A 21,569-nucleotide genomic window follows, 5' to 3' on the forward strand; every position below is an offset into this window, starting at 1 on the left:
TCCTCACTGGCCGTGGTACAGCACCGGGACGTGCCGCCCGTGCAGGCGCTCGTCACCCAGAGCCATCGCCGCTCGGGCCCTCTTGAACGCGGGCTCGATCGGCAGGCCCGCGACCAGCGCCTGGTAGAACCCGACGCTGAAGTCCGTGGCCGAACGGTCACCGAGCCAGCTGCGCATGCCGATGACGTAGCTGATGTGTTCCGCGAGGGCTTCGGCCAGCCGCGCACTGTGACAGGCGTTGACGATCACGCACTCCACGGTGTCCGAGACTTCCTCGAACAACGCGGCCAGCCCCGGCACCGAAAGCACCTGGCCTTCGCCTCCCGCGGCCTCGGCGAGGAACTGCCCGTCCTCGGTGCCGTGCCCCGAAAGGTGCACGATCCGCGGCGAGAAGTCGAGCAGGGCCTGAGTCAGGTCCCGCACGCGCAGCGCACCGCGTTGGCGGAGCACGAACCGGTCCCGGTGCCGGCCCATCCGCAGCGTGTCCTCCACATCACGCAACTCGGCGTCCCAGCTGATCCGCTCGGTGTCGGTCGGATTGGCCGCCAGGTAGAGGACTTCCACGGTGCCGGGCTGCTGCTGCCCGAGGTGCCCCACCGCGACGGTTCGCCGTACTTTGCGCTCGACCGGGCCACCCGCTCCGTTCGCGCACACCGCCGTCAGGTGGACGGGAACGGCCCGCCCCGTTTCCCTGGCCAGGATGTGGAACTCGAATGATTCCCGCTCCCCGGGCGGGAGATGGCCGAGCGAGACGGCCGTCCCCTTCGGGTCGACCGAGAACGGTCCCTGCAGGCTGAGCCGCCCCCAGGTGATGGCGGCGGCTCCGGTGTTGACGATCTCGCCCTTGACGGCGTCCCACTCCCCGCACGCGACGCGGACGGTCGAGAGTTCGATCTCGAACCTCGGCGGCTCCGCCGGCGGGAGCTCCACGGGCGGCGCCACGTCGAGCACGGCCTGGAAGTCGGTGATGCGGTGACCGCCGCCGACGTCGTCGCGGAACGAGAAGTTCGCACTGGTCGCCGTCCAGGAGCCCGGGCGCAACGGCCGGACCTTGACCGTCGTCGTCCACTCGGTGCCCGCGTCGAGCCGGGGCACCGCGAACTCCTTGTTGCCCCGCAGGGCCGGGATCTGCGCCGGCAGCCGCAGCGCGAAGTGGATGTTCGTGCACGGCTTCGGCCCGTCGTTGCGCAAGTGCACGACGATGTTCGCGTCCTCACCGGCGTGGAGCCCGCCGGACGTGATTTCGGCGTGGATCATCGTGTCCTCCCGTCCATGAGCGTGGCCCGCGGGTGATGGGCCCGGCGGCAGCTCTCGCAGTGCAGCGCGATCCGGTCGAGCGGGATCAAGCCACCGGTGCCGGTCACCGCGAAGGCGTCGTCGAGCACGGCCTGCTGGTGCGACCGGCAGAGCGGTTTCCCGCAGTGGTGGCAGACGGCGTCGACCACGACCTTTCCCTCGCCGTCTTCCTCGGTGTCGCAGTCACTGCACTTCCAGGCCATTTCACCCCTCCCAGTTCCGGTTGCCGCCGTAGCCTTCGTCCAGTTCGGCGATGTCGCGATCGATGTGGGCGAGGATTTCCCGGCAGACGTCTTCGGAGATCCGCCGATTCAGCAACGCGTCCTCGAATCTCTCGCGCCGCCGTTTCAGCTCCTGGATTCGCACGTCCGACGCGCGGTGCCTCGCCCCGACGTGGTGCTCGTCGTGCGACCGGCCCGGTTTGCGCTGCTGCAGGGTCTCCGAGATGATGCCCTGCAAGCCGTACCAGACCGACTCGATCTCGTCCTCCATCTCCTTGCTGGCGAAGGCGCCCTTGACGTACAGCCGCACCTTCGTGTTGCCGGCCTCCGCGCGGATATCGCTGCCGTAGGCTTCCTCGCCCGTCAGCACGAGGTGGAAGTCGACCGGGTAGACCCCGAAGTAGCGGCGTCCGGCGACGTCCCAGGCCCGGTTGACCAGGTCGGCGCGGCCGCGATCGCGTGGCGGGTTCTCGATGACCCGCTTGACGTAGTACCCGTCCGTGCTCATGGCGTCGGTGAGGGCGATGAGCGTGTCGTGATCCGGGATCACGCCGGGGAACTCATGCGCCTCCGGGATCTGCAGGGGGTCGTCCTTGCGCGGATCCGGGACGACCCGGATGTCCTGGTAGCGGACACCGTTCAGGCTCAGTTCGACGTCCGCGGTGACCTCGGTCTTGACGTCGGTGTACTGACCACCTCGTCGTCGTCCGCCGAGCGGCTCGAACAGGTCCACTCCCTCCAGCCCGGAGAGCGCCCCGCGGAACGAGACGACCAGCGCCCCCTTGATCACATCGCTCAGCCGGATCTGCTCCTCGAAGTGGACGGCGAAGGTGTGCCGGCGTTTTTTCTGGTCGAGGGAGATCTGCTTCCACTCGATCAGCCGGCGGCCGCTGTCCGGGTCGACGCGACTGCCGACCGTGGCTCCGTCGACGTGTTCGACGTTTCCCCAGGCGGCCGGGACGTAGAGCGTCAGCCGCTCGACGCGGTCGGCGTCGAGACCCGACTCCGCCGAGGGCCAGTTGCCGAGCCACTGCAGGTCCAGCTGGAGGATGCGCTGGTCCGACTCCGGCATCAGCGCCGGGGTGAGCCACAACGGGATCTCGCTCCGGCCCGGCACCCCCGTGACGCGGTGCCCCAGCCGTACCTGCCACTTGGCGCTCACGGGCCCGTCCTGGGAAGCCAGGAAAGGCTGCGTGCCCACCAGGCCGGCCAGCGGGACGACCAGTCCGCCGCCGACCCGGTCGGTGAACTCGAGCCCGGCCGGACCGCGGAGGACCAGGAAGCCCGCCGAGAACGGTACATCTTCGCGGCTGCTCAGCCGGAACTTCTTGCAGTACTCCCGCAGCCGGTCCTGATCCGGGCGGCCGAAGGTCGTTTCGACCTTGATGTGGCCGTCGACCGGTGTCACCGACGTCCGGTAAGTGCCGTCCACGTCGAGGACCAGCTCCCCACGCAGGACCTCCCGCACTTCGACCGAGTCGATGCTGGGCACGACCGGCAAAGCCGGCCGGGCGAGCAGCGCGGCCCGGTCACGACGGCGATCCCCGTACCGGATCAGCCCCGCGGCGCCGGCGCTTCCGAGCACGAGAATCACGCCGGCGAGCGGCAGCAGGAACAACACGAGCAATCCCGCCGCGGCGATGCCGCCGGCCACGTAGTACATCTGCCGGAGCGACGCCCGAACGACGTGGTCGTGGGTGGCGCAGTGGTGCGGCTGGGTCCTGCGCAGTCCCAATCCTTCGAATTCGCTCGTGATCGCCGGTCTGCGGACGTGCTCCCGGCACAGGGGTCGCCCGCAGTGGTGGCAGACCGCGGAGATCTTGACGGAACCGCAGCTGTGGCAGCGAACGCGAGGGGCGCGTTCGCGGAGTTCATAAGGCATTCGGTGGCACTCCTCGTCGAGTCCCGGGTTTCACCGCAGCGCCCGGATTCGGTCGAACCGGTCGCGGATTGCGGCGTGCAGCGCATTCATCTCGCGAGTCACCGCGCGACTTGCCCGCGGCAGCTCGCCGTACATGAACACCTTCAGCTCACCACTGGGCAGCTTGCTGGTGTACGAGTGGCCGCCGGGCTTGTGGACCGTGCGTTCGGTCTCGTGGTGGCTTCCCTCGACGAAGATCCGCAGGAACATCGTCTCCGGTCCTTCAGTGCGTTTGGCCGTTCCCTGCCATCGACGTACACCGTCCGGCTCCGACTTGTCAGCGAACTTCACCTGGAAGCCCTGGTCCGCCAATGCGTTCTCGATGTCGGCGATGCGGGCCTGCTCCGGGATGACCTCGTCGAAATACAGGTGCTGGTGTGGCTTGAGCATTCGCCTCGCGAACGCGTCGGCCAAGATCAGGCGGACATTCGAGGTGAGCCGAGTGCTCTCCCGATGGCCGTCCTCGACCCGCCGGCCGGTGCTGTCGAAGAGCCTCGTCTGCATTCCCGAAAGCAGGTAATCCGGAATCTCGATCTCGACCGTGCCGTCGAGGCTCGCCTGCCGGTACAGCTCGCCGGGCTGGCTGATCAACACCACCATGGTGTCGCTCAAAAAACACACCTCATCGTCGCGCCGCTTGTGGTCCTCATCCACCGTCATGGGCACGTCCCGCCACTCGATAGTCCGGCCCACCGGGTTGTAGGTGATGAGCCGCTCGCCACCGTCCGAGGTGCCGTGCTCGACCTTCAGGACGTTCAGCGACGTGATCGTCGGCCAGAACAGGGAAATGCGTTCGACGACGGGCGACAGCTTGGGGCGGCCCTCCTGCCAGGGAAGCACGACCTTGACCGTCACCCGAAGCCACAGGTAGGAACGAAAGTTCGGCTGCTGGGACACGTTCGCGAAGTTCGTGAGCTCGTGGGTCGTGATCACGCCTCCGAGGGTGTCGGGGTCGAGCAAGTCGATCCCGACCTTCACCGGGTACACCTCGAGCAGGTTCGGATCGGGCCGGTACTCGTGCCAGATCACCCCGGTTTGCCGATCCCGGCGCAGCTCGTGGCGGCCGCCCGGCGCATCCGGCCCGACGACCGGTACCTCGATCGGCAGGGCGCCGTAACTGTCGTCCAGCCCGAGAACCGCTCCCAGGTCGGTGTGCTGGTGCCCGGTGAAGGCCAAATGACCGATCAGCGCCTTCCGAGGGTCCTTTCCACCGGCTTCGAGCGCGGGCGCGACGTCGGCACACGCTCGGCGGGTGAAGTGGTCGGCCCCGTCGAACGGCACGACGATCTCGATCCGCCCGGTCGGCGCCCCGACGCGGTCGATCGACGGATTGCGGGAGATCTCTTGTTCGTAGTGGTGGCATTCGGTCACCGTGACGCGCTCCGGATGCGCTCTGGCGAACAGCCGGTCGCCGGGCGCGGGTCCGGTGCGGCCCGCGGCGAGCACGGTGAACAGAGAGCGGAACTTCTTGCGGAACAGGTCCCGGGGATTCGGCATGTGCACTCTCTCGGACGACTCTTTCGGGCGGCTCATGCTGACGTGGATCACTCTGTGACAGATCGCGACAGCCGACGCCGTACTAGTACGGGATTCCGCCAGGAAGTTCGCCGAATCGGCGCAGAGCCGGCAGGTCGACGATCAGCACTCGCCGGTAGCGGCGGCCGAGCACTCCTTCCGACTCGAGCCGGCGGAAGGCCTTCTCGACCGTGCTCAGCCCGGTGCCCGCCATCGAGGCGATCTCGGCCTGGGACAACGGGATCCCCAGCTCCCGCTCCGGTCCGGCGGCCGAACCGTGCTGCTGGACGACGTCGAGCAGAACCCGCACCACCCGGACGGGAGCCGGGCACACCACGAAATCGATCCCCCGGCGGTCCGCCGACCGGAGCCGCTCGCTGAGCATCCGGGCGACGGCAAGGCTCACTTCGACGTTGCGGCCGAGGAAATCGGTGAGCTCGGGGCTGTGGATGATCCGGGCCTGTACCGCCGAACAGGTGATCACGTGTGCCGACCGTGGACGGCGCTCCAGGGTCGCCATCTCACCCAGGAGGTCACCCGGGCCGCGCACCGCGATGACGACGTCACGGCCGCGCTCGGTGCCCACGACGACCTTGACCGATCCCTGCATGACCAGCAGCGAATACTGAGCCGGATCACCCTGCCGGATGATGCGCTGCTGCGGCGGATAGCCGACCGGAGTACCCAGAGCCAGCAGGGCGTCGGCGTCCCTGCCGCGGAGCCGGCCGAGCAAGGAAGAGGGTGGCCAGGAAGGGGCGTTCACGGGTCGGACTGTGCCGTGCCCCGAACCTGGGAACCCCGTGCAAGAACGGGATTCCCCCGGCTCAGTCAGGCAGGCCCGCCAGTCGCTGCAGGCGGGGCAGGTCGAGAATTGTCATCTTCCGGTAGCCCGTCTCCAGCACGGACTTGCGGCGCAGTTCGGTCAGCGACTTGTGCACCGTCGGCTCGGCCGCACCGATCAAGGCCGCCAGTTCCGGCTGCGACAACGGGAATCCGATCTCCCAGCCGCGGGACGTGCGAGTGCCGTGGGAGCGCACGAGAGTGGCCAGGACGCGAGCCACCCGGACCGGGGCGTCGTACCCGCTGAAGTCGATCCGCCGGTCGGTCGCCCACCGCAGCTTCGCCGCCACCGATCGGCTCACGGCGACCCCGGCGTCCGGGTGGTCCCTCAGGAACGCCTGGAAGACCGCTTGTGTCATCACCCGGGTGTTGACGAGGCCGACGGCCGTGACGGTCGCCGAGCGCGGTTTGTCGTCCAATCCAGCCAGTTCGCCGATCAGCTCGCCGGGTAACCGGACGGCCAGCAAGGCGCGGCCACCGTCGACCGTGGTCGCGGTGACCTTCACACAACCGGAAAGGAGCAGGATCACGTGGGTCGTCAGCTCACCTTCGAGCATCAGCACCTCGCCGGGCCGGAACCGGCGTTCGACGCCGACGCCCAGCAGCGCGTGCACCGTGGAAGCGGGTAGCGCGGCGAACAAACCCGGACCGGCTGAAGTAGTGCTCACCGCCGTCACCTCCCCGCCCCTACCCCAGCAGGCCGGGCGGCCCGGCCACCAGCGCTCCTACCCGTTCGGCGTAGCGTCAGTCCGGGAGCAGCGCACCGTGCCGGGCCTCCATCTCGAGCAGCAATTCCCGGGTGAGCGAGCGCGGGCCGGGTGGGAGCGCCGCGTCCGTCAGACGTGCTTTGAGCCACGACGCGATCGCACCGGGCTCGCACAGGCTCGCCGGCGTGGCGGGGCCGGGCACCCACTTGCGCAGTGTTCGCCTCGCCGCGGTATCCAGCCGCCCGCCGTCCCCCGCCGCTGCCTCGACCACCGGGATCCAGTCGCCGAGGTACCCCAGGGCGATCGCCTTCCCCTCCGCGACGCTGGGGTGCTGACCGGTGCAGTCCAGACCTCTCAAGAGCCGGAGTGCCGTGTCGGCTTCCCCGCTTCGGAGGGCCAGCTGCCCGTAGGCCGGCAAGACCTCCGCCAGGGGCGCGAGTTCGAGCCGGCCATACCGGCCCGAGGCGATCGTCGAGGCCGTCGCGCCCGGATCGTTGGCGGAGATCAGTTCGGCGATCTGCGGCAGCCCCTCCGCGAGCCCGGCCGCGCACAACGCCAAGGCCCGCACGACCGGTTCGTCACTCCGATCGGCCAGCAGGAAACGGCGAGCGGCCTCGCCGAGCGGCACCGGGTCACCCGACGCCCCGTCCAGGGCCGTACACAAGACGGCCAGTTCGGCCACGGCATCGGCCACCCCCTCGGCCAGCAGGACGTCCAGTTCCGCGGGGTCGGGCCGGGTGTACGCGAGCATCGTCGTCCACGGCCAGTGCAGGCGTGCGGGGACGGCGCGCTCCCGCAGCCGGCGCGCGGCGTTCCGGCTGATCCGGAACCCCCGAGCCGGATCGGCCTGGGCCACCGCGTGGGCCAGGGCCGCCAAGCCTTCGATCCGTTCTCCCGAGTCCTCCTCGGCGAGCTTTGCCACCAGCCCGGCGGCGTGCTCCACCGTCGCCGCCGATTTGACGGCTGCCGCCGCAATGAGCAGGACCGAGTTCGGCGAACCGGCGTCGGCGGCAAGTACCAGATCGTCCCGCAGCCGGGGGTGCTCCGCGATGATCCGGTAGGCCAGGGCATTGGCGTCGCCGACGTCCAGGTCCGCCAGACGCCGCAGGGCGCCCAGGTCGACCGGGTCGTCGAGCTCGCCTTTGAGCCGAACGGCCACCTCGTGCCGGATGCCGTAGGAGTACAGCCGCGGCAGCCAGTGCGCCGGGTCGTCCAGCCGCCGCAGCTGTTCGACCCGCTCCGCCTGTGCCGCCCGGATCTCCTCGTCCCGCCACAGCGTGGGCAGCAGCCGCTCGATCTCGGCCAAACGCGCCGCGACGAGCCGCGGCCGCTCGGTGCGCAGCGCGCCGGGCAGCACCACCTTCAACGCGGACAGCTTTTCGTCGGCCGTTTGGGCGACGCCGTGGTCGGCCGCGGTGATCAGCTGGGCCAAGAGCAGCTCGAGGCCGCGTACGCTCCAGGCAGTGGTGACACGCATGACTTCACGCTGCACCTCAGGCGGACGTCCCACGTCGAGGAGCTCGGCGAGCAGGTCACGCAGCCAGCCCGGCGGCACCGTGACGTCTCGGGGCTCCGACGGCTGGGGAATCAGGGCACTCAGCGCCGGTCTCAAGAGTGAAGGTGGCATCGACTCCTCGGTCAACCGTCGTCTGAGCTGCCGCAGCGCCTCAGGCGTTCCCACGACCTTGAGAGCCTCGACCGCGGTGAGCGCGGCGAACTGTCCCTGCTGCGGATCGCCGAGGATCGCCGACTGGGCGGCGATGAATTCCGAGCAGCACGGCAATGACGGCCGCAGGCGCACAAGCCTCGCGGCGAATCCGGGATCGGCGGTGGCCACCGTCCGGACGACAGTGGCCACGACACCGTCCGGCACCTCGGGCAGCCGGGCTGCCAGCAAGGTGACCGGCCGCCAGGCGAATCGCCGCGCGCGCTCGCACACCTGCTCCTCCGACGCGAGTGTGAGGGCCATCGCGGCGAAGAAGTCCCGTTCGATCCCGTGGTTGAAGAGCACCTTCCCGCCTTCCCGGCGGAGGATGCCGCGCGCGAGGAACTCCTCGAGCGGCACCGGCGGGGGCGTGGGGCCGCCGGAATCGACGCTCACCTCCGCGGCCTCGGCGAGGCCGGTGGGATCGATGTCGCCCAGCCGGGCCACGAAGTACTCGTGGTAGACCTCGGCCAGGGGAATCGTCCGACGCCGCCGGCGGACAACATCCACATACATCGCCAGCATGCCCGGGGTGGCGCCCCCGAGGGCGTCGAGCTCGCGATGGAGATCCGGGAAATCCGTTTCCGGGATCGGGGCGCGCGTCCGGCCCCCGGCGATGAATCGCAGGGCACAGTGCGGGTTCCACGGATCGATCTGCCTCGTCGGCAGCCCGGCGCGTTCCGCCTGGTCCCGATTCCGGGAGGCCACGACCACAGCGACGCGCGGGAACCGCTCGTGCAAGGCCGCGACGTACCGGAACAGCCGCCCACGGTCGGCGAACGGGACGTCGTCGACGCCGTCCACGAGCAGCCGGACCGCACCGAGGACGAGGGCCTCTCGCGGCAGTCCCACGCCTTCTGTTCCGTCGGCGAGCAGCCGGCCGGCGTCGAGCAACCGCGGCATCTTCCGTCCGGCCGCCCCGGCGGGGCGGACGATGTCCATCGCGGCCCGGTACGCGAGCTCGCGGAGAATACGGGTCTTCCCGCTTCCGGCGCCCCCGACGAGGACGAGCGGCTTTGTCCGGTCTTCCGGGACAGTGGCCAGGAAGTCGTCGTGCTCCCGGGAAAGCTCGATGACCAGTTCGCGAGCCTCGGCCACGAAGTGCCTGGCCACGTACCGATCACTCAGCTCGTGCAGGTTCAGCTCCAGCGGCGGCCGGCCCACACGGTCGACGGCCGCAACCAGCCTGGCGACGACGTCGACGGCTTCGGCATCAGACGGGTCGGCGAAGCCGGCCAGGCACTCCAGCACCTCGCCCGGCTTCGTCCAGTGTGCGAACGGGTCGTCGTCCACGAGCCATTCGGTGGCCGCCGCGGCCGCGGCGTGCACCGCGCGGAGCTTGGCCGCGGACTGGGCCTCGTCCTCCCACTTCGCGGTCCGATAAGCCGCGAAGTGCACCTGCGCGAGGTAGTCCCGCCAGGCGACCACCTCGCGCGGGTAGGCGCGAGTCGCACTCGACCGGATCTTCGCCAGGATCCGGAAGGCGGTCTCCGACTTCCCCTGAAGCAGTTTCGCCAGATGGTCGTCCGTCCCGGGCTGCGGCAGCCGGACGGCCAAGGCGAGCAGCCGCTGCACTCGGACGAGTTCGCCGTACGGCAGCTCTGCGAACACGTCCCGGAGCAGGCTGATCTCCAGCCACGCGGCGTCGGCGAAGACCGGCTGGCCGTCGCCGGTCTTGGCGAAGTCGATCAGCACCGGGCGACCATCCACGCACATGACGTTGCGGGCGTTCAGGTCCCCGTGCACGACCCCGCGCACCCGGCCGAGCTGCGGATCGGTCAGCACGCGCCGCAGCCCGCGCGCCGGATCGGCCGTGCGCACACCGTCGGCCACCACGGCGTCCGCCGCGCGCTCGAGGGTGTCGAACGACTCGTCGAAGCGTGCCCGACGCTGCGCGAACCTGCTGCTCACGACCGTGCCCGCGATCGGGCCGTCACCCGGCGGGCGCAGGACGACACGGACGACGGAGTGAGCCGGATCGGCCAGCCGGATCGGCGCGCCGGGCACGAAGCCCTCCTCCCCGAGGGAAGCCTGCAGGACGTCTTCCGGGTACGACAGCTCCGCGGCCACTACGCCCGGTTCTACCACGAGGTCCGGCCCGAGCGTGGGATTGAGGTCGCGCAGGCTGCGCTCGGCTCGCACCACCTGCCGGTTGTGGAACGGCGTCGCCATCGCGTCGAACAACGCGACGATCAGCCCCCGGGCGAGTTCCAGCTCGGTTTCCCGACCACCGAACGCCTCCCGGACGACGTCTTCGAGGGTCACCGCGGGCACTTCCGCTCGACCGGCGTAGTCCTCGACGTGCGCATAGACGACGCACTCGGTTTCGGCTCCCGGTTCCTCAACCCCCTCACGCGCCCCGTCCGTCACCTCTTGAATGGGCGCGCACACCGCCGAGGGGTAATCATCGAGAAAACACCGGAAATTCTCGAACTCCGCCGCTATCTCGGCGGGCGGCCCGATTTTCATCACCCGCTGACGGCGTTCGGAACCTGCTCGCAGCACCACGTCCAGCACCAGGGCACCACTGCGCCCGCCGGCGATGACCCGCCGGATCCCGACCGATTCGACCGGGCCGTGCCACCCTTGCCGGGACACGGTGATCCGCAAGACCGCGTCATGCACCCTCCCCAGGATCTCCCTGGGGATGTCGTCGGGAACGATTTCCGGGACCGAGGACATCGACACCTCCTGCGTGATGTGCCACGTTACACACCGAAACACACCGAAGAACCGCACCCCAGGTGATCGGAGAACGAATGCCCGGCGACGACAACGGCAAGCTGTGGGCCGATATCTGCATCCGCCTACCACAGATCCGCGACGAAGCAACCGTGATACAGGAACGCGATCGGTTCGAGGATCTGCTGGCGGACACCCGCGCGGGTTTGGACACGCTCGACGGCTGGAGCGCGCTGACCGGGAAGATCGACCGGCTGCTGCGCAACGGCAGAACGCAGGTCACCCGCGAAGGCGAGACGGCCGGGAAGACGCCGCCGTGGCTTCGCGGGCAGTTCCGCGTTGCGCACCGGTGCCCGCTGAGTCACTGCGATCGCACGGTCGTGGCCGCGCCTGGTGGTGCACCGTGTTGTGCGCTCCTCGGTGTCGCCATGGAGCCCGGCGAGCCCGACAACGCGTGACCCGATGGTCCGTTCGAGTGGGTCCAGGCGGAGTCCCGTTGCGTCGCGGCGAGACCGAGCGACTCGCAGACCCGAACGCCTCCATCGAACCGAGGAGCCCCGTGCCGGACAGCAACCCTCCCCTCGATCCGATCGAGAACCTGATCCAGGCCTATCGCGCCACGGGCCGAACCGGGTACCTCCTCCGGGCGTGCGACGACCTGCGGGCGTTGCTCGACGTGACACCACGCTCCTGGTTCCGCAACCACCTGCACAGCCAGTTCAGCCGCGTGCTGCGGGATCTGGCCGAGGCGACGTCCGACCGCGCCCCGCTCGAGGAGGCGATCGCCCAGGGCCGGGCGGCCACCGGCGACGACGCTGACGATGATCCGTGGCGCTACGTCTACCTGAACAACCTCGCTCAGGCACTCGGAGACCGGTTCGACCGGACTTCGGAGCTCGCCCACCTCGACGAAAGCGAGCAGACGTACCGGGAAGCCCTGAAGGCGGCGCCCGAGGCCGACGTGCACGGGCTCGCCACGATCCGGAGCGGTCTCGCGACGGTGCTGACCCACCGCTTCGACCGTACCGGCGCCCCGGAAGACCTCGCCGCGGCCATCGACCTCTGCCGTCCGACCGCGGCGATGGGCGAGCCCCGGAGCGCGCATGAACTCGCCTCCCTCCTCGGTGCCTGGTTCGACCTCAGCGGCGATCACGCGGTGCTCGGTGAAGCGATCTCCGCCGCCGGACACGCGGTGCACGTGACCGCCGAACCCGGTTTGAGGGTCATGGCCCTCACGACTCTCGGCGAGCTGCACAGCAAGTTGGCGATCGCCTTCGAGCGGCCGGACGCACTGGCCCAGGCCGCGGCGGAGCTCACCGAAGCGGTTCGGCTCACCGCGCGCGACAACGTCCGCTACCCGGGCCGGCTCACCGCACTCACGAACACCCGGCACGAGCAGTTCCGGCGCAACGGCGAGCGAGCGCTGCTGGAAGAGGTGACCGCCCGGTTCACTGAGATCCTCGCCTTGACGCCCGCCGGTGACGTCAACCTCCCCGGACGGCAAGCCAACCTCGCGCTCGCCCTGATCGACCAGTTCCGGTACTTCGGGGTCACGTCCGCGCTGGACACGGCGTCCGGCTACCTCCACGAAGCTCTCCGTTCCCTAGCGCCGCACGATCCGTTCCGGCCGATGCTCTTGTCCATCCTGGGGTCGGTCTACCTCGAAACGGCGAACGGACTGGCCGGGCCCGACGAACGCGAGTGCCTCGACATGGCGATCGCGACACTGCGCGAAGCGCTCTCCGTGGCGCCGGAGCGGTTGCCGAGCCGAGGGCTGTTCGTCAACAATCTCGCCACCGCCTTGAGAAAGCACCCGGACCGGGCCGTGCAAGCCGAGGCCGAAACGTGTTGCCGTGCCTGGCTGGCCACGGCCGGGCCGGCTGCCGTCGGTCACCAGCTGGTGCGTTTCACACTGGTCGCTGCCCTCGTCGACCGACTCGAGACCGAGTCCGAACCCGCGATCTTCGACGAGGCCGAGCAGCTGGCCCGCGCCCTGACAATCGAAGGGCAAAGGGATCACCGGGTCCCGGTCGGGAGCCGGCTCGCCCTGGTGCACCTGCTGAAGATGCGCGCCGAACGCTTGGACGCGCCCGCGGCCCGCGCCGAGGCAGTTGCCGTCCTGCAATCTGTGCTGGACTCGCCCATGGCCCCGGAGGACCGGGTCCGGGCTCACGCCTCCCTCGGCGAGCTCCTCACCGGCCACGACCGGCCCGGCGCCTGCCGCGCCTACACCACGGCCGTCGAGCTCCTGGTCAGGATGGTGCCCCGCACGTGGCGGCAGGCCGACCGCGAACACGGGTTGAGCCGGTTCTTCGCCCTCGCTTCGGACGCGGCCGCCGCCGCACTCGACGCCGGTGAGCCGCACCTCGCGGTCGAGCTCCTCGAGCGGGGCCGCGGCATCCTGCTCGGCTCGGCCGCCACGGACCCGGCCAACCTCGATCACCTGGCGGCCACACACCCGGAGCTCGCCCGGCGATTTGTCGAAGTCGGCCTCCGGATCGGGGCCCTCCGGACGAGCGCGGACACACCGGCCACGCACGCCGAGTTGTTGCTGCGCCGGGGACTGGAGGCCGAAGAGGCGGAGATCCTCGCCGCAATCCGGACGGAGCCGGGGTTCGAGCGGTTCCTCGGCGGTCCTTCGTGCGCCGAACTCCTGGCCCGGCTGCCCGGTCCGGCGGTCATCGTGAACGCGAGCAAGCTCCGCTCCGACGCGCTCGTGCTGGCCGACGGTCAGCTCACCGTCGTGCCGCTGCCCCGGCTGCGCCACGAGCACCTGGTCGACCAGGCGGCCCGGTTCCTCCAGCACCGCGACCGGTTCGTCCTGGGCCCGGAACTGGCCGCGGTCGACCGGGCCACGGTCGACCTCCGCGTCCGCTCTCTGCACAACGTCCTCAGCTGGCTGTGGGAGAGCGTCGCCGCGCCGGTGCTGGCCGCCCTCGGGCCGCGGCGGCGGGTGTGGTGGTGCCTGACCGGACTGGTGACGCTGTTCCCGGTCCACGCCGCCGGCCGGTACCGGAAGACCACCGGCGACGAGCTACCGGAGACGGTCCTGGACCACGTGATTCCGTCGTACGTGCCGACATTGCGGACTCTGCTGGCTCCCGAAGCCCCGTCGGGGAACCAGCGCGTGCTGGCCGTGGGAGTCGGCAAGACCCCGGGGCAGGCCTCCCTGGGAGCGGCGACCGACGAAGCGCGGGCCGCGGCCGCCGTCATCCGGGACAGCACCCTGCTCCTCGACGCGGACGCGACACGGTCCCGTCTGCTTGCGGAGCTCCCGCACCACACCTGGTTCCACTTCGCAGGACACGGCCGGCAGAACGCCTACAGCTTGGACAGCGCCCACTTGCTCACCCACGACCAAGCCCGCACCGGCGGGGTCACCTTCGCCGACCTCCGGGCGACCCGCCCGGCCCGGGCGCACCTGGCTTACCTCAGCGCCTGCGAGTCGTCGTCGGGACGGCTCACCCTGCCCGACGAGGCGGTGCACCTCGCGGGTGCGATGCTGGCCGCGGGATTCGACCGGGTCGTGGCCGCGAACTGGCGGGTGGACGACCGCGTCGCCAAGAACGTCGCGGAACGCTTCTACCGGTTCATCGCGGTTCCGGCACCCTCCGCGGCCCGGGCCGCGGAGGCGCTGCACGCGACGGTGCAGCTCACGCGCGAGGAACTGGCACGTGAGCTGACCGGCGCCGATCGTGACCTCGCTGTCCTGGTGTGGGGCGCCTTCGTGCACTTCGGTCGTTAGCTCCGCCCGCCGGTGAACCCGTTCAGACCTTCGGCGCCGAGGTGTCCGAGGTGTCCCCGGCCTTCACCCGCTCCAGCAGCAGCTGCGCCACATCGCGGACGTCGACGTTCTCCGCCTTCTGCTCGCTCTGGCGCTGGACCAGGCCGTCGGTCAGCATCACGCGGCAGAACGGGCAGCCCGTCACGATCGTTTCCGCGTCCGTGGCGATCGCTTCGTCGACGCGTTCCAGGTTGATGCGCTTGCCGATCTGCTCCTCCATCCACATGCGGGCGCCGCCCGCGCCGCAGCACAGGGCCCGGTCGGCGTGGCGGGGCATCTCCGTCAAGGCCGCGCCCGTCGCGCCGACCAGCTCGCGCGGCGGGGTGTAGACCTTGTTGTGGCGGCCCAGGTAGCAGGGGTCGTGGTAGGTGACCTTCGGGCCGTCCTCGACCGGCTTGACGGGGGTCAGCTGCCCGCCGCGGACCAGGCGGTTGAGCAGCTGGGTGTGGTGGACGACCTCGTAGTGCCCGTCCAGGTCCGGGTACTCGCGGCTCAGCGTGTTGAGGCAGTGCGGGCAGGTCGTGACGATCTTGCGCAGCCGCGGCTCGCGGCCCTCGAACACGGCGTTCAACGTCTCGGCCGTCTGCTGCGCCATCATCTGGAAGAGGAACTCGTTGCCCGCGCGGCGGGCCGGGTCGCCGGTGCAGGATTCCTCCTTGCCCAGCACCACGTACTTCACCCCGGCGATGTGCAGCAGCTCGGCCGTGGCGCGGACGGTCTTGCGGGCCTGGTCGTCGAACGCGCCCGCGCAGCCGACCCAGTAGACGTACTCGACGTCCTCGGCCAGCTCACCGTCGAACACCGGGACGTCGAAGCCGAGGTCCTTGGTCCAGGCGAGGCGCTCGGAGTTGTTCTGGCCCCACGGGTTGCCCTTGGTCTCCAGGTTCTTGAACAGCCCGCCCAGCTCGGTCGGGAACGCCGACTCGATCATCACCTGGTAGCGGCGCATGTCGACGATGTGGTCGACGTGCTCGATGTCCACCGGGCACTGCTCGACGCACGCGCCGCAGGTGGTGCACGACCAGAGGACGTCCGGGTCGATGACGCCGCCGTCGTCCTCCGGGCCGACCAGCGGGCGCGCGCCCTCGTGCTCGGTGCCCGCGAGGATGTAGGGCGCCTCCTCGAACAGGTTGTCGCGCAGGTTCATGATGACGAGCTTGGGCGACAGCGGCTTGCCGGTGTTCCACGCCGGGCACTGCGACTGGCAGCGGCCGCACTCGGTGCACGTGGCGAAGTCCAGCATGCCCTTCCACGTGAAGTCGCCGATCTTGCCGCGGCCGAACGTGTCGTCCTCGCCCGGGTCCTCGAAGTCGATCGGCTTGCCGCCGGACTCCATCGGCAGCAGCGGGCCGAGCGCGTCCGGCAGCCGCTTCGCCGAGACGTTGATCGGCGCCACGAAGATGTGCAGGTGCTTGGAGTAGAGCACGATGCTGAGGAACACCAGCATGACGCCGATGTGCAGCAGCAGGCCGATCGTCTCCAGCACCTCGGTCGCCGAGTGCCCGAGCGGCTCCAGGAGGTTCCCGACGCCGAGGGAGACATACGCGCCGGAGTCGTAGGGGAAGTTGCCGGACGCCGAAGACGCGCCGCGGAAGAAGAACATCGTCCAGACGACGTTGAAGATCATGACCAGGATCAGCCACGCGCCGCCGGTGTGCGAGCCGTAGAACCGGGACGCGCGGTCCTTGCGCTCGGGGGCGTTGCGCAGGCGGATGATCGTGAACACGCCGAGCGAGACGGCCACCGCGACCGCGATGAAGTCCTGCAGGAACCCGAGCACCGCCCAGTGGCCGATCCACGGGATGGCGAACTTCTCGTCGAACAGCGCGCCGTACGCCTCGAGGTACACGGAGGCGAGGATCACGAAGCCCCAGAACGTGAAGAAGTGCGCCAGGCCCGGCACCGACCACTTCAGCAGCTTGCGCTGGCCGAACACCTCGCGCACCTGCGCGAAGACCCGCGCACCGAGCTCGTCGGAGCGCTTGGTGTCGGGCTGGCCGGCCTTGATCAGCCGGTACAGGAAGGCCACGCGCTTGCCGGCGACGGCGAGGCCGACGACGGTCATGAGCAGGCCGAGGATGAGACGAACGAGCACGAGTCCTCCGCGTCGTGATGGAAGGACCGGCTCAGTGCGAGCCGGTGTAGTACCGGCACGCCTTGCACGCGTACCGCATCTTCGCGATCCGCCAGTGTTTCCGGTACAGATCGAGGTCGGGCGACCGCCGGACGCCGAGGCGCTGGTAGCGCCCGGGCCGCCGGCCGGTTTCGTACTGCTCGGTCGCCCGGCCGAGGTGGGCGCGCCGCAGCACGCACCCCCGCGTCCGGCAGCGGCCGAGTGCCGTGCGGCAGAACCGGTGCAGCAGCACGAGTTCGCCGGTCACTTCTTCGACCACGCCGTAGCCAGGGTGGTCGCCCGGCCCGGCGAGCCGCACCGGCAGCCCGCAGTACGCGCATTTGAGCGTGCAGGGAAGGCAGCCGGTGAGGTGCCGGAGCCGCAGTTCGCGCCGGTCTTCGGAGCTCTGTCCCCGGACGCGCGACGCCATGAGGCCTCCTGCCACGACTGCGACACGACTGTGATCGGCACCACTGTCTGCTACTGGAGGGTAATGAGGAGATCACTTCACGCGACAGGACCGAACGGCCTAGTTTCTTTACGCCGTCAGGCGCAATTTCCGAAGCAAGGATGACCTTACTGTCCGTTCACCGGACGCTCGAAACCGCGAATCGTACGTTCGGTCAACCGGCCCGCCCGGCTCGCCGCGCTCCGGCCGCCCGGGACGGACGCGGTGCTGCTCGGCAGGCCCCGCAACGAAAAGGCGTTCGCGGTGATCCCGGTCGGCTACCCCGCCGACAACTGCGTCGTGCCAGACCTGCGGCGCAAGCCCCTCGACGAAGTCCTCGTGCGGATCTGCGCGAGCCGGCTCAGCAGCCGGGCAGGCCACCCGGCAGTTCCGGAAACGCCGGGCCCGACAACAGGTCCGCGCCCCTGTCCTGCCACCACGCGGCCTCGTCGGCCCTCCACAAGCACTACTACGTCGACGAGTCGGTCGGCATGCTGCTCACGGCGTTGCAGGTGGCCGGCCTCGCCGCGCTGACGCACACGCCGTCGCCGATGCGGTTCCCCGGCAGGCCCCGCAACGAAAAGGCGTTCGCGGTGATCCCGGTCGGCTACCCCGCCGACAACTGCGTCGTGCCAGACCTGCGGCGCAAGCCCCTCGACGAAGTCCTCGTGCGGATCTGCGCGAGCCGGCTCAGCAGCCGGGCAGGCCACCCGGCAGTTCCGGAAACGCCGGGCCCGACAACAGGTCCGCGCCCCTGTCCTGCCACCACGCGGCCTCGTCGGCCCTCCACAAGCACTACTACGTCGACGAGTCGGTCGGCATGCTGCTCACGGCGTTGCAGGTGGCCGGCCTCGCCGCGCTGACGCACACGCCGTCGCCGATGCGGTTCCCCGGCAGGCCCCGCAACGAAAAGGCGTTCGCGGTGATCCCGGTCGGCTACCCCGCCGACAACTGCGTCGTGCCAGACCTGCGGCGCAAGCCCCTCGACGAAGTCCTCGTGCGGATCTGCGCGAGCCGGCTCAGCAGCCGGGCAGGCCACCCGGCAGTTCCGGAAACGCCGGGCCCGACAACAGGTCCGCGCCCCTGTCCTGCCACCACGCGGCCTCGTCGGCCGTCCGCACCCCGGCCACCGACACCGACGCGCCGGCCGCGTGCGCGGCGTCGACCAGCGCCGCCAGCGGTCCGGCCACCAGCGGGTGGGCCCGCCGCGCGGCCAGGTGCGCGGCGATCCGGACCGCGTGGGCCGGGAACTCGGTCAGGCAGGTGACCTCGGCGAAGCCGTGGATCTCCGCCCGGACGCCGATTTCGCCCAGCACCTTGAAGTTGTCCGCGGCTTCCACGGCCTCCGCGGCCAGGGAAGCGGCCGGGAAGCCGGGCCGCAGGAGGTCCGGTGCCAGGCCGGTGTCGCCCAGCACGCGGCGGATTTCGCCGACCAGCTCCGGGTCCGCCGCCTGCTGCGCCGTCAGCTCGACGACCAGCGGCACGCCGAGCCCGGCCGCCGCCAGCCGCTCGGCTGCCGTGCGCAGCAGCCATGTGCCCAGCGGCAGCGCGAGCCCGGTCTCCGCGGCCAGCCGCACGCAGGTTTCGTGCGGCAGCACGCCTTCGGCCGGGTGGTTCCAGCACAGCCGGGCCTCGACGGCCTCGGCCGCCCCGCTCGTCGCGGACACCAGTACGCGGTAGCGGGCTTCGATCTCGCCGTTCTCCCACGCGCCCGCCATCGACGCGGCCAGGCCGAAGCCGTGCCGGTCGCGCCGGTCCAGCTCGCGGTCGAACAGCCCCCACTGGTTGCCCGTGCGCTGGGCGCGCCGCAGCGTCAGGTCCGAGGCCTGGAGGAGCTCGGCGGGCGTGCTGTCGCGCGGCGGGCGGTGGACGACGCCGATGGCGGCCGACACCGCGACCCCGCGCCGGCCGTCGACGTACTCCGGCTCGGCGAGCTCGTGGGTGATCCGGCGGACGAGCGTCACCACGCCCGGGGTGTCTTCGGTGTTCTGCACCAGCACGCCGAACTCGTCGCCGCCGAGGCGCGCCACGAGCGCCTTCTCCGGCTCGAACACCGTCTTCAGCTTCGCCGCGACCCCGCGCAGCACCCGGTCGCCGAGCTCCTGGCCGAGCCCGCCGTTGATCTGCGAGAAGCCGTCGAGGTCGAGGTGGAAGAGCGTGACGCCGCGGGCCGGGTCGGCGTCGCGCAGCAGGGTTTCCAGGCGGGTGCTGAAGAACTGGCGGTTGGGCAGCCCGGTGAGCACGTCGTGCAGGGCCTGGTGGCTCAGCCGCCGCTGCAGCAGCGACACCTCGGTGTCGTCGTCGACGATCGTCAGCAGCTGCCGGGGCGCGCCGACCGCGTCGCGGATCACCGAGGCGGCGAACGTGGCCCACATCGGCTCGCCGTCCTTGCCGACCAGGCGGCGGCCGGCCCGCAGCCGGTGCAGCCGGCCGGCCACCAGGTCGCGGTAGCTTTCCCGCAGCTGCTCGACGTCCTCGGGGTGGATCAGGTCGAACAGGGACATCGCGGCGATCTCGGCCGGCGTGCGGTTGAGCGTCTTGGCGAGCGCCCCGTTGGCCCGCAGCACCCGGCCGTCCAGCTCGGTGAGCGCGACGCCGCTGGCCGAGCCGGCGAACACCTCCTCGAACTGCGCGCGGGTGATGACGTGCTTCTGCCGCGTCTCCTGCTCGACCTTCAGCAGCGCCCGGCTGAGGCCTTCCTGGCGCCTCTGGATGTCTTCGCGCAGCATCTCGCCGTAGCCCGAGCTGAGGGCGCCGAGCACCGAGACGACCCGCTCGGCGAGCCCGCCGACCCGACGCAGTTCCGGTTCCCGCAGCAGCCCCTTGCCGAGCACGTCCAGGGTGCGGCGCAGGCTCTCCGCGCCGACGCACCGCAGCTCGACCAGCCGCCCGCCCGCGGCCGCGGCCGCCTCGAGGTCGGGCGGATCGCTCACCACCGCGTCGAACAGCCGCCGGGTCAGGGCCGCCAGCTCGCGCTCGATCTCCTCGGGCGTGTGCGGCAGGTAGGCCGTGGTGCTGATCAGGTAGCCCCACTTGCGCGCCAGCGTGCCGAGCCGTCTCGCCGCGCGGTCGGCGGACGGGGTGTTCCGCGGCGCGTCGCCGCGGGGATGGGGAGCAGTCACCTCAGGCTGTCCAGGGGGTCAGTGCACACACCGGTTCGGGTTAACCGATATATCTTGGCCTGGAATTGTGCGACACGCACCAGTTCAGTTTCGTCCGATCGAGTGATAACCCTGCGGAGCGATCCCGACGCGGTCCTGCAGCCACGAACGGGTGGCGTTGCGGTATTCGTCCGCGTTTTCGTGCAACGCCACGGAATGCCCCGCCCCGGGCAGCACGAACATCGACAGCTTCGACGGATCAGCGTAATACGGGGCCTCCTGCGCCCGCAGCACCGCGGCGTCCGAACAGTCGCGCAACGCGAGCACCCCGCAGAAAAGGACGTCCTTTTCCCCGACCACCTGCAAAACCGGTGCGGTGATTCCCCACGTCGCGGGCAGGATGATGCCGAACAACGCGACGGTGCCCATCCCGGGCACCGAAACCTGGTCCTTGGTCGCCTCGTCGGCCGCGATCACGGCCGGGTCGGCGTCGCCGGCGGCGTAGAACAGCCCGGCCCGCGCGCCCGGCTTCGTCGTGAAGTAGAGCGGGTCGCTGCCGAGGGTCCCGAGCTGCCCGTCGAGGAACGCCGGCTGCAGGCCCAGCGCCGCGCCGAGGGCGAGCACGGGCAGTGCGGGCAGGTGGGTGATGCCGGTGAGGACGACACCGTCGACGTCGCGGTAGGTGGACGCCTCCACGGCGACGATCCCCGACCCGACCGAGTGCCCGACGATGACCACCTTCGCGAACGGCACCCCGCCGACCCGCCCGGCCCGCAGGTGCCCGACCACCTCGTGCATCGACTCGGCCGCGGCCCACACCGACAGCGGCAGGCTCAGCGGACGGCTGCTGCGCCCGGCGCCGAGCTGGTCGGCGGCGAAGGTCGCGTAGCCGTGCGCGGCCATGTCGCGCTGGTAGGAGTAGCGCTGTGGTTCGTAGGGCAGGTCCCAGTACGCGCTGTTGTACGTCCCGCCGTGCACGAGCAGCTGGACCGTGTCCGGTGCGTCGCCGGCGGGCAGGCACAGCCGGCCGTGCACGACCGCGGGCGCGCCCGGCACCAGCGGGGGCAGCCCGGGCCCGGAGACCGGCAGATCCGTGTCGGTGCAGGAGATCGCGGCAGCCGCGGCGGGCACGGCCGCGGTCAGCGACGCGAACAGGACACCGCAGGCGAACAAGGCCGTCGTCACCTTGACGGGCAGCTTCACGCCGCACTCCCTCTGGACTCGGACAGGTGAAGG

At 70.5% G+C, this 21,569-nt stretch carries 13 protein-coding genes and 2 pseudogenes; 4 read left to right on the top strand and 11 right to left on the bottom strand.

The window, feature by feature from the left end; genetic code table 11:
* Positions 1-3: 3 nt before the first annotated feature.
* The 7 genes from BLW76_RS27750 to BLW76_RS27780 all read right to left on the bottom strand — a co-directional run bounded on the left by BLW76_RS27750 (position 4) and on the right by BLW76_RS27780 (position 10,887).
* A complete protein-coding gene (locus BLW76_RS27750) occupies positions 4-1,257 on the bottom strand; it encodes a CHAT domain-containing protein (protein WP_091312624.1) in 1,254 nt (417 codons plus the stop codon).
* Positions 1,254-1,499, bottom strand: coding sequence for a hypothetical protein (locus BLW76_RS27755; RefSeq protein WP_091312625.1), 246 nt, complete (start codon positions 1,497-1,499; stop codon positions 1,254-1,256). The genes BLW76_RS27750 and BLW76_RS27755 overlap by 4 nt, the downstream gene beginning before the upstream one ends.
* 1 nt (position 1,500) lies before the next feature.
* Entirely contained in the window at positions 1,501-3,252 is a 1,752-nt protein-coding gene (locus tag BLW76_RS27760; RefSeq protein WP_091312628.1) for a hypothetical protein, read from the bottom strand.
* A 177-nt stretch (positions 3,253-3,429) separates the two neighbouring features.
* Positions 3,430-4,935, bottom strand: coding sequence for a hypothetical protein (locus tag BLW76_RS27765; protein WP_091312631.1), 1,506 nt, complete (start codon positions 4,933-4,935; stop codon positions 3,430-3,432).
* Positions 4,936-5,017: 82 nt separating this feature from the next.
* Entirely contained in the window at positions 5,018-5,716 is a 699-nt protein-coding gene (locus tag BLW76_RS27770; protein ID WP_091312632.1) for a Crp/Fnr family transcriptional regulator, read from the bottom strand.
* A 61-nt stretch (positions 5,717-5,777) separates the two neighbouring features.
* Positions 5,778-6,461 carry a Crp/Fnr family transcriptional regulator gene (locus BLW76_RS27775; protein WP_143060693.1) on the bottom strand — a complete coding sequence of 228 codons (684 nt, stop codon included), beginning with the start codon at positions 6,459-6,461 and terminating at the stop codon, positions 5,778-5,780.
* 76 nt (positions 6,462-6,537) lie between these two features.
* Positions 6,538-10,887 (bottom strand): hypothetical protein, encoded by a 4,350-nt coding sequence (locus BLW76_RS27780; RefSeq protein WP_091312637.1) that lies wholly within the window; start codon positions 10,885-10,887, stop codon positions 6,538-6,540.
* Between the two features lie 77 nt (positions 10,888-10,964).
* On the opposite strand from BLW76_RS27780, the gene BLW76_RS27785 reads away from it, so the two are divergent.
* Together BLW76_RS27785 and BLW76_RS27790 are read left to right on the top strand one after the other, a co-directional pair.
* Positions 10,965-11,345, top strand: coding sequence for a hypothetical protein (locus BLW76_RS27785; RefSeq protein WP_091312640.1), 381 nt, complete (start codon positions 10,965-10,967; stop codon positions 11,343-11,345).
* A 101-nt stretch (positions 11,346-11,446) separates the two neighbouring features.
* Complete coding sequence (locus tag BLW76_RS27790; RefSeq protein WP_091312642.1) at positions 11,447-14,632, top strand: CHAT domain-containing protein; 3,186 nt, start codon at positions 11,447-11,449, stop codon at positions 14,630-14,632.
* 22 nt (positions 14,633-14,654) lie between these two features.
* Here BLW76_RS27790 and BLW76_RS27795 read toward each other — a convergent pair whose 3' ends face one another.
* Positions 14,655-16,766, bottom strand: coding sequence for a (Fe-S)-binding protein (locus BLW76_RS27795; protein ID WP_091312644.1), 2,112 nt, complete (start codon positions 16,764-16,766; stop codon positions 14,655-14,657).
* Positions 16,767-16,797: 31 nt separating this feature from the next.
* Positions 16,798-17,214: a hypothetical protein gene (locus BLW76_RS27800; RefSeq protein WP_091312646.1), complete on the bottom strand. Its 417-nt coding sequence runs from the start codon at positions 17,212-17,214 to the stop codon at positions 16,798-16,800.
* A gap of 476 nt (positions 17,215-17,690) precedes the next feature.
* Between BLW76_RS27800 and BLW76_RS50920 the strand changes: the two are divergent.
* Positions 17,691-17,909: pseudogene (locus tag BLW76_RS50920) on the top strand (nitroreductase family protein); the annotation flags it as partial.
* 110 nt (positions 17,910-18,019) lie between these two features.
* Positions 18,020-18,238 (top strand): annotated as a pseudogene (locus BLW76_RS50925) (nitroreductase family protein); the annotation flags it as partial.
* A 13-nt stretch (positions 18,239-18,251) separates the two neighbouring features.
* On the opposite strand, the gene BLW76_RS27820 reads toward BLW76_RS50925, so the two are convergent.
* On the bottom strand, positions 18,252-20,354 hold the full coding sequence (locus tag BLW76_RS27820) for a diguanylate cyclase domain-containing protein (protein WP_091312649.1): 2,103 nt from the start codon (positions 20,352-20,354) through the stop codon (positions 18,252-18,254).
* 84 nt (positions 20,355-20,438) lie between these two features.
* On the bottom strand, positions 20,439-21,530 hold the full coding sequence (locus tag BLW76_RS27825; protein ID WP_425266060.1) for an alpha/beta hydrolase: 1,092 nt from the start codon (positions 21,528-21,530) through the stop codon (positions 20,439-20,441).
* Positions 21,531-21,569: the final 39 nt, after the last annotated feature.

The sequence above is a fragment of the Amycolatopsis tolypomycina genome (assembly GCF_900105945.1).
In the GTDB taxonomy this organism is placed as follows: Bacteria; Actinomycetota; Actinomycetes; order Mycobacteriales; family Pseudonocardiaceae; genus Amycolatopsis; species Amycolatopsis tolypomycina.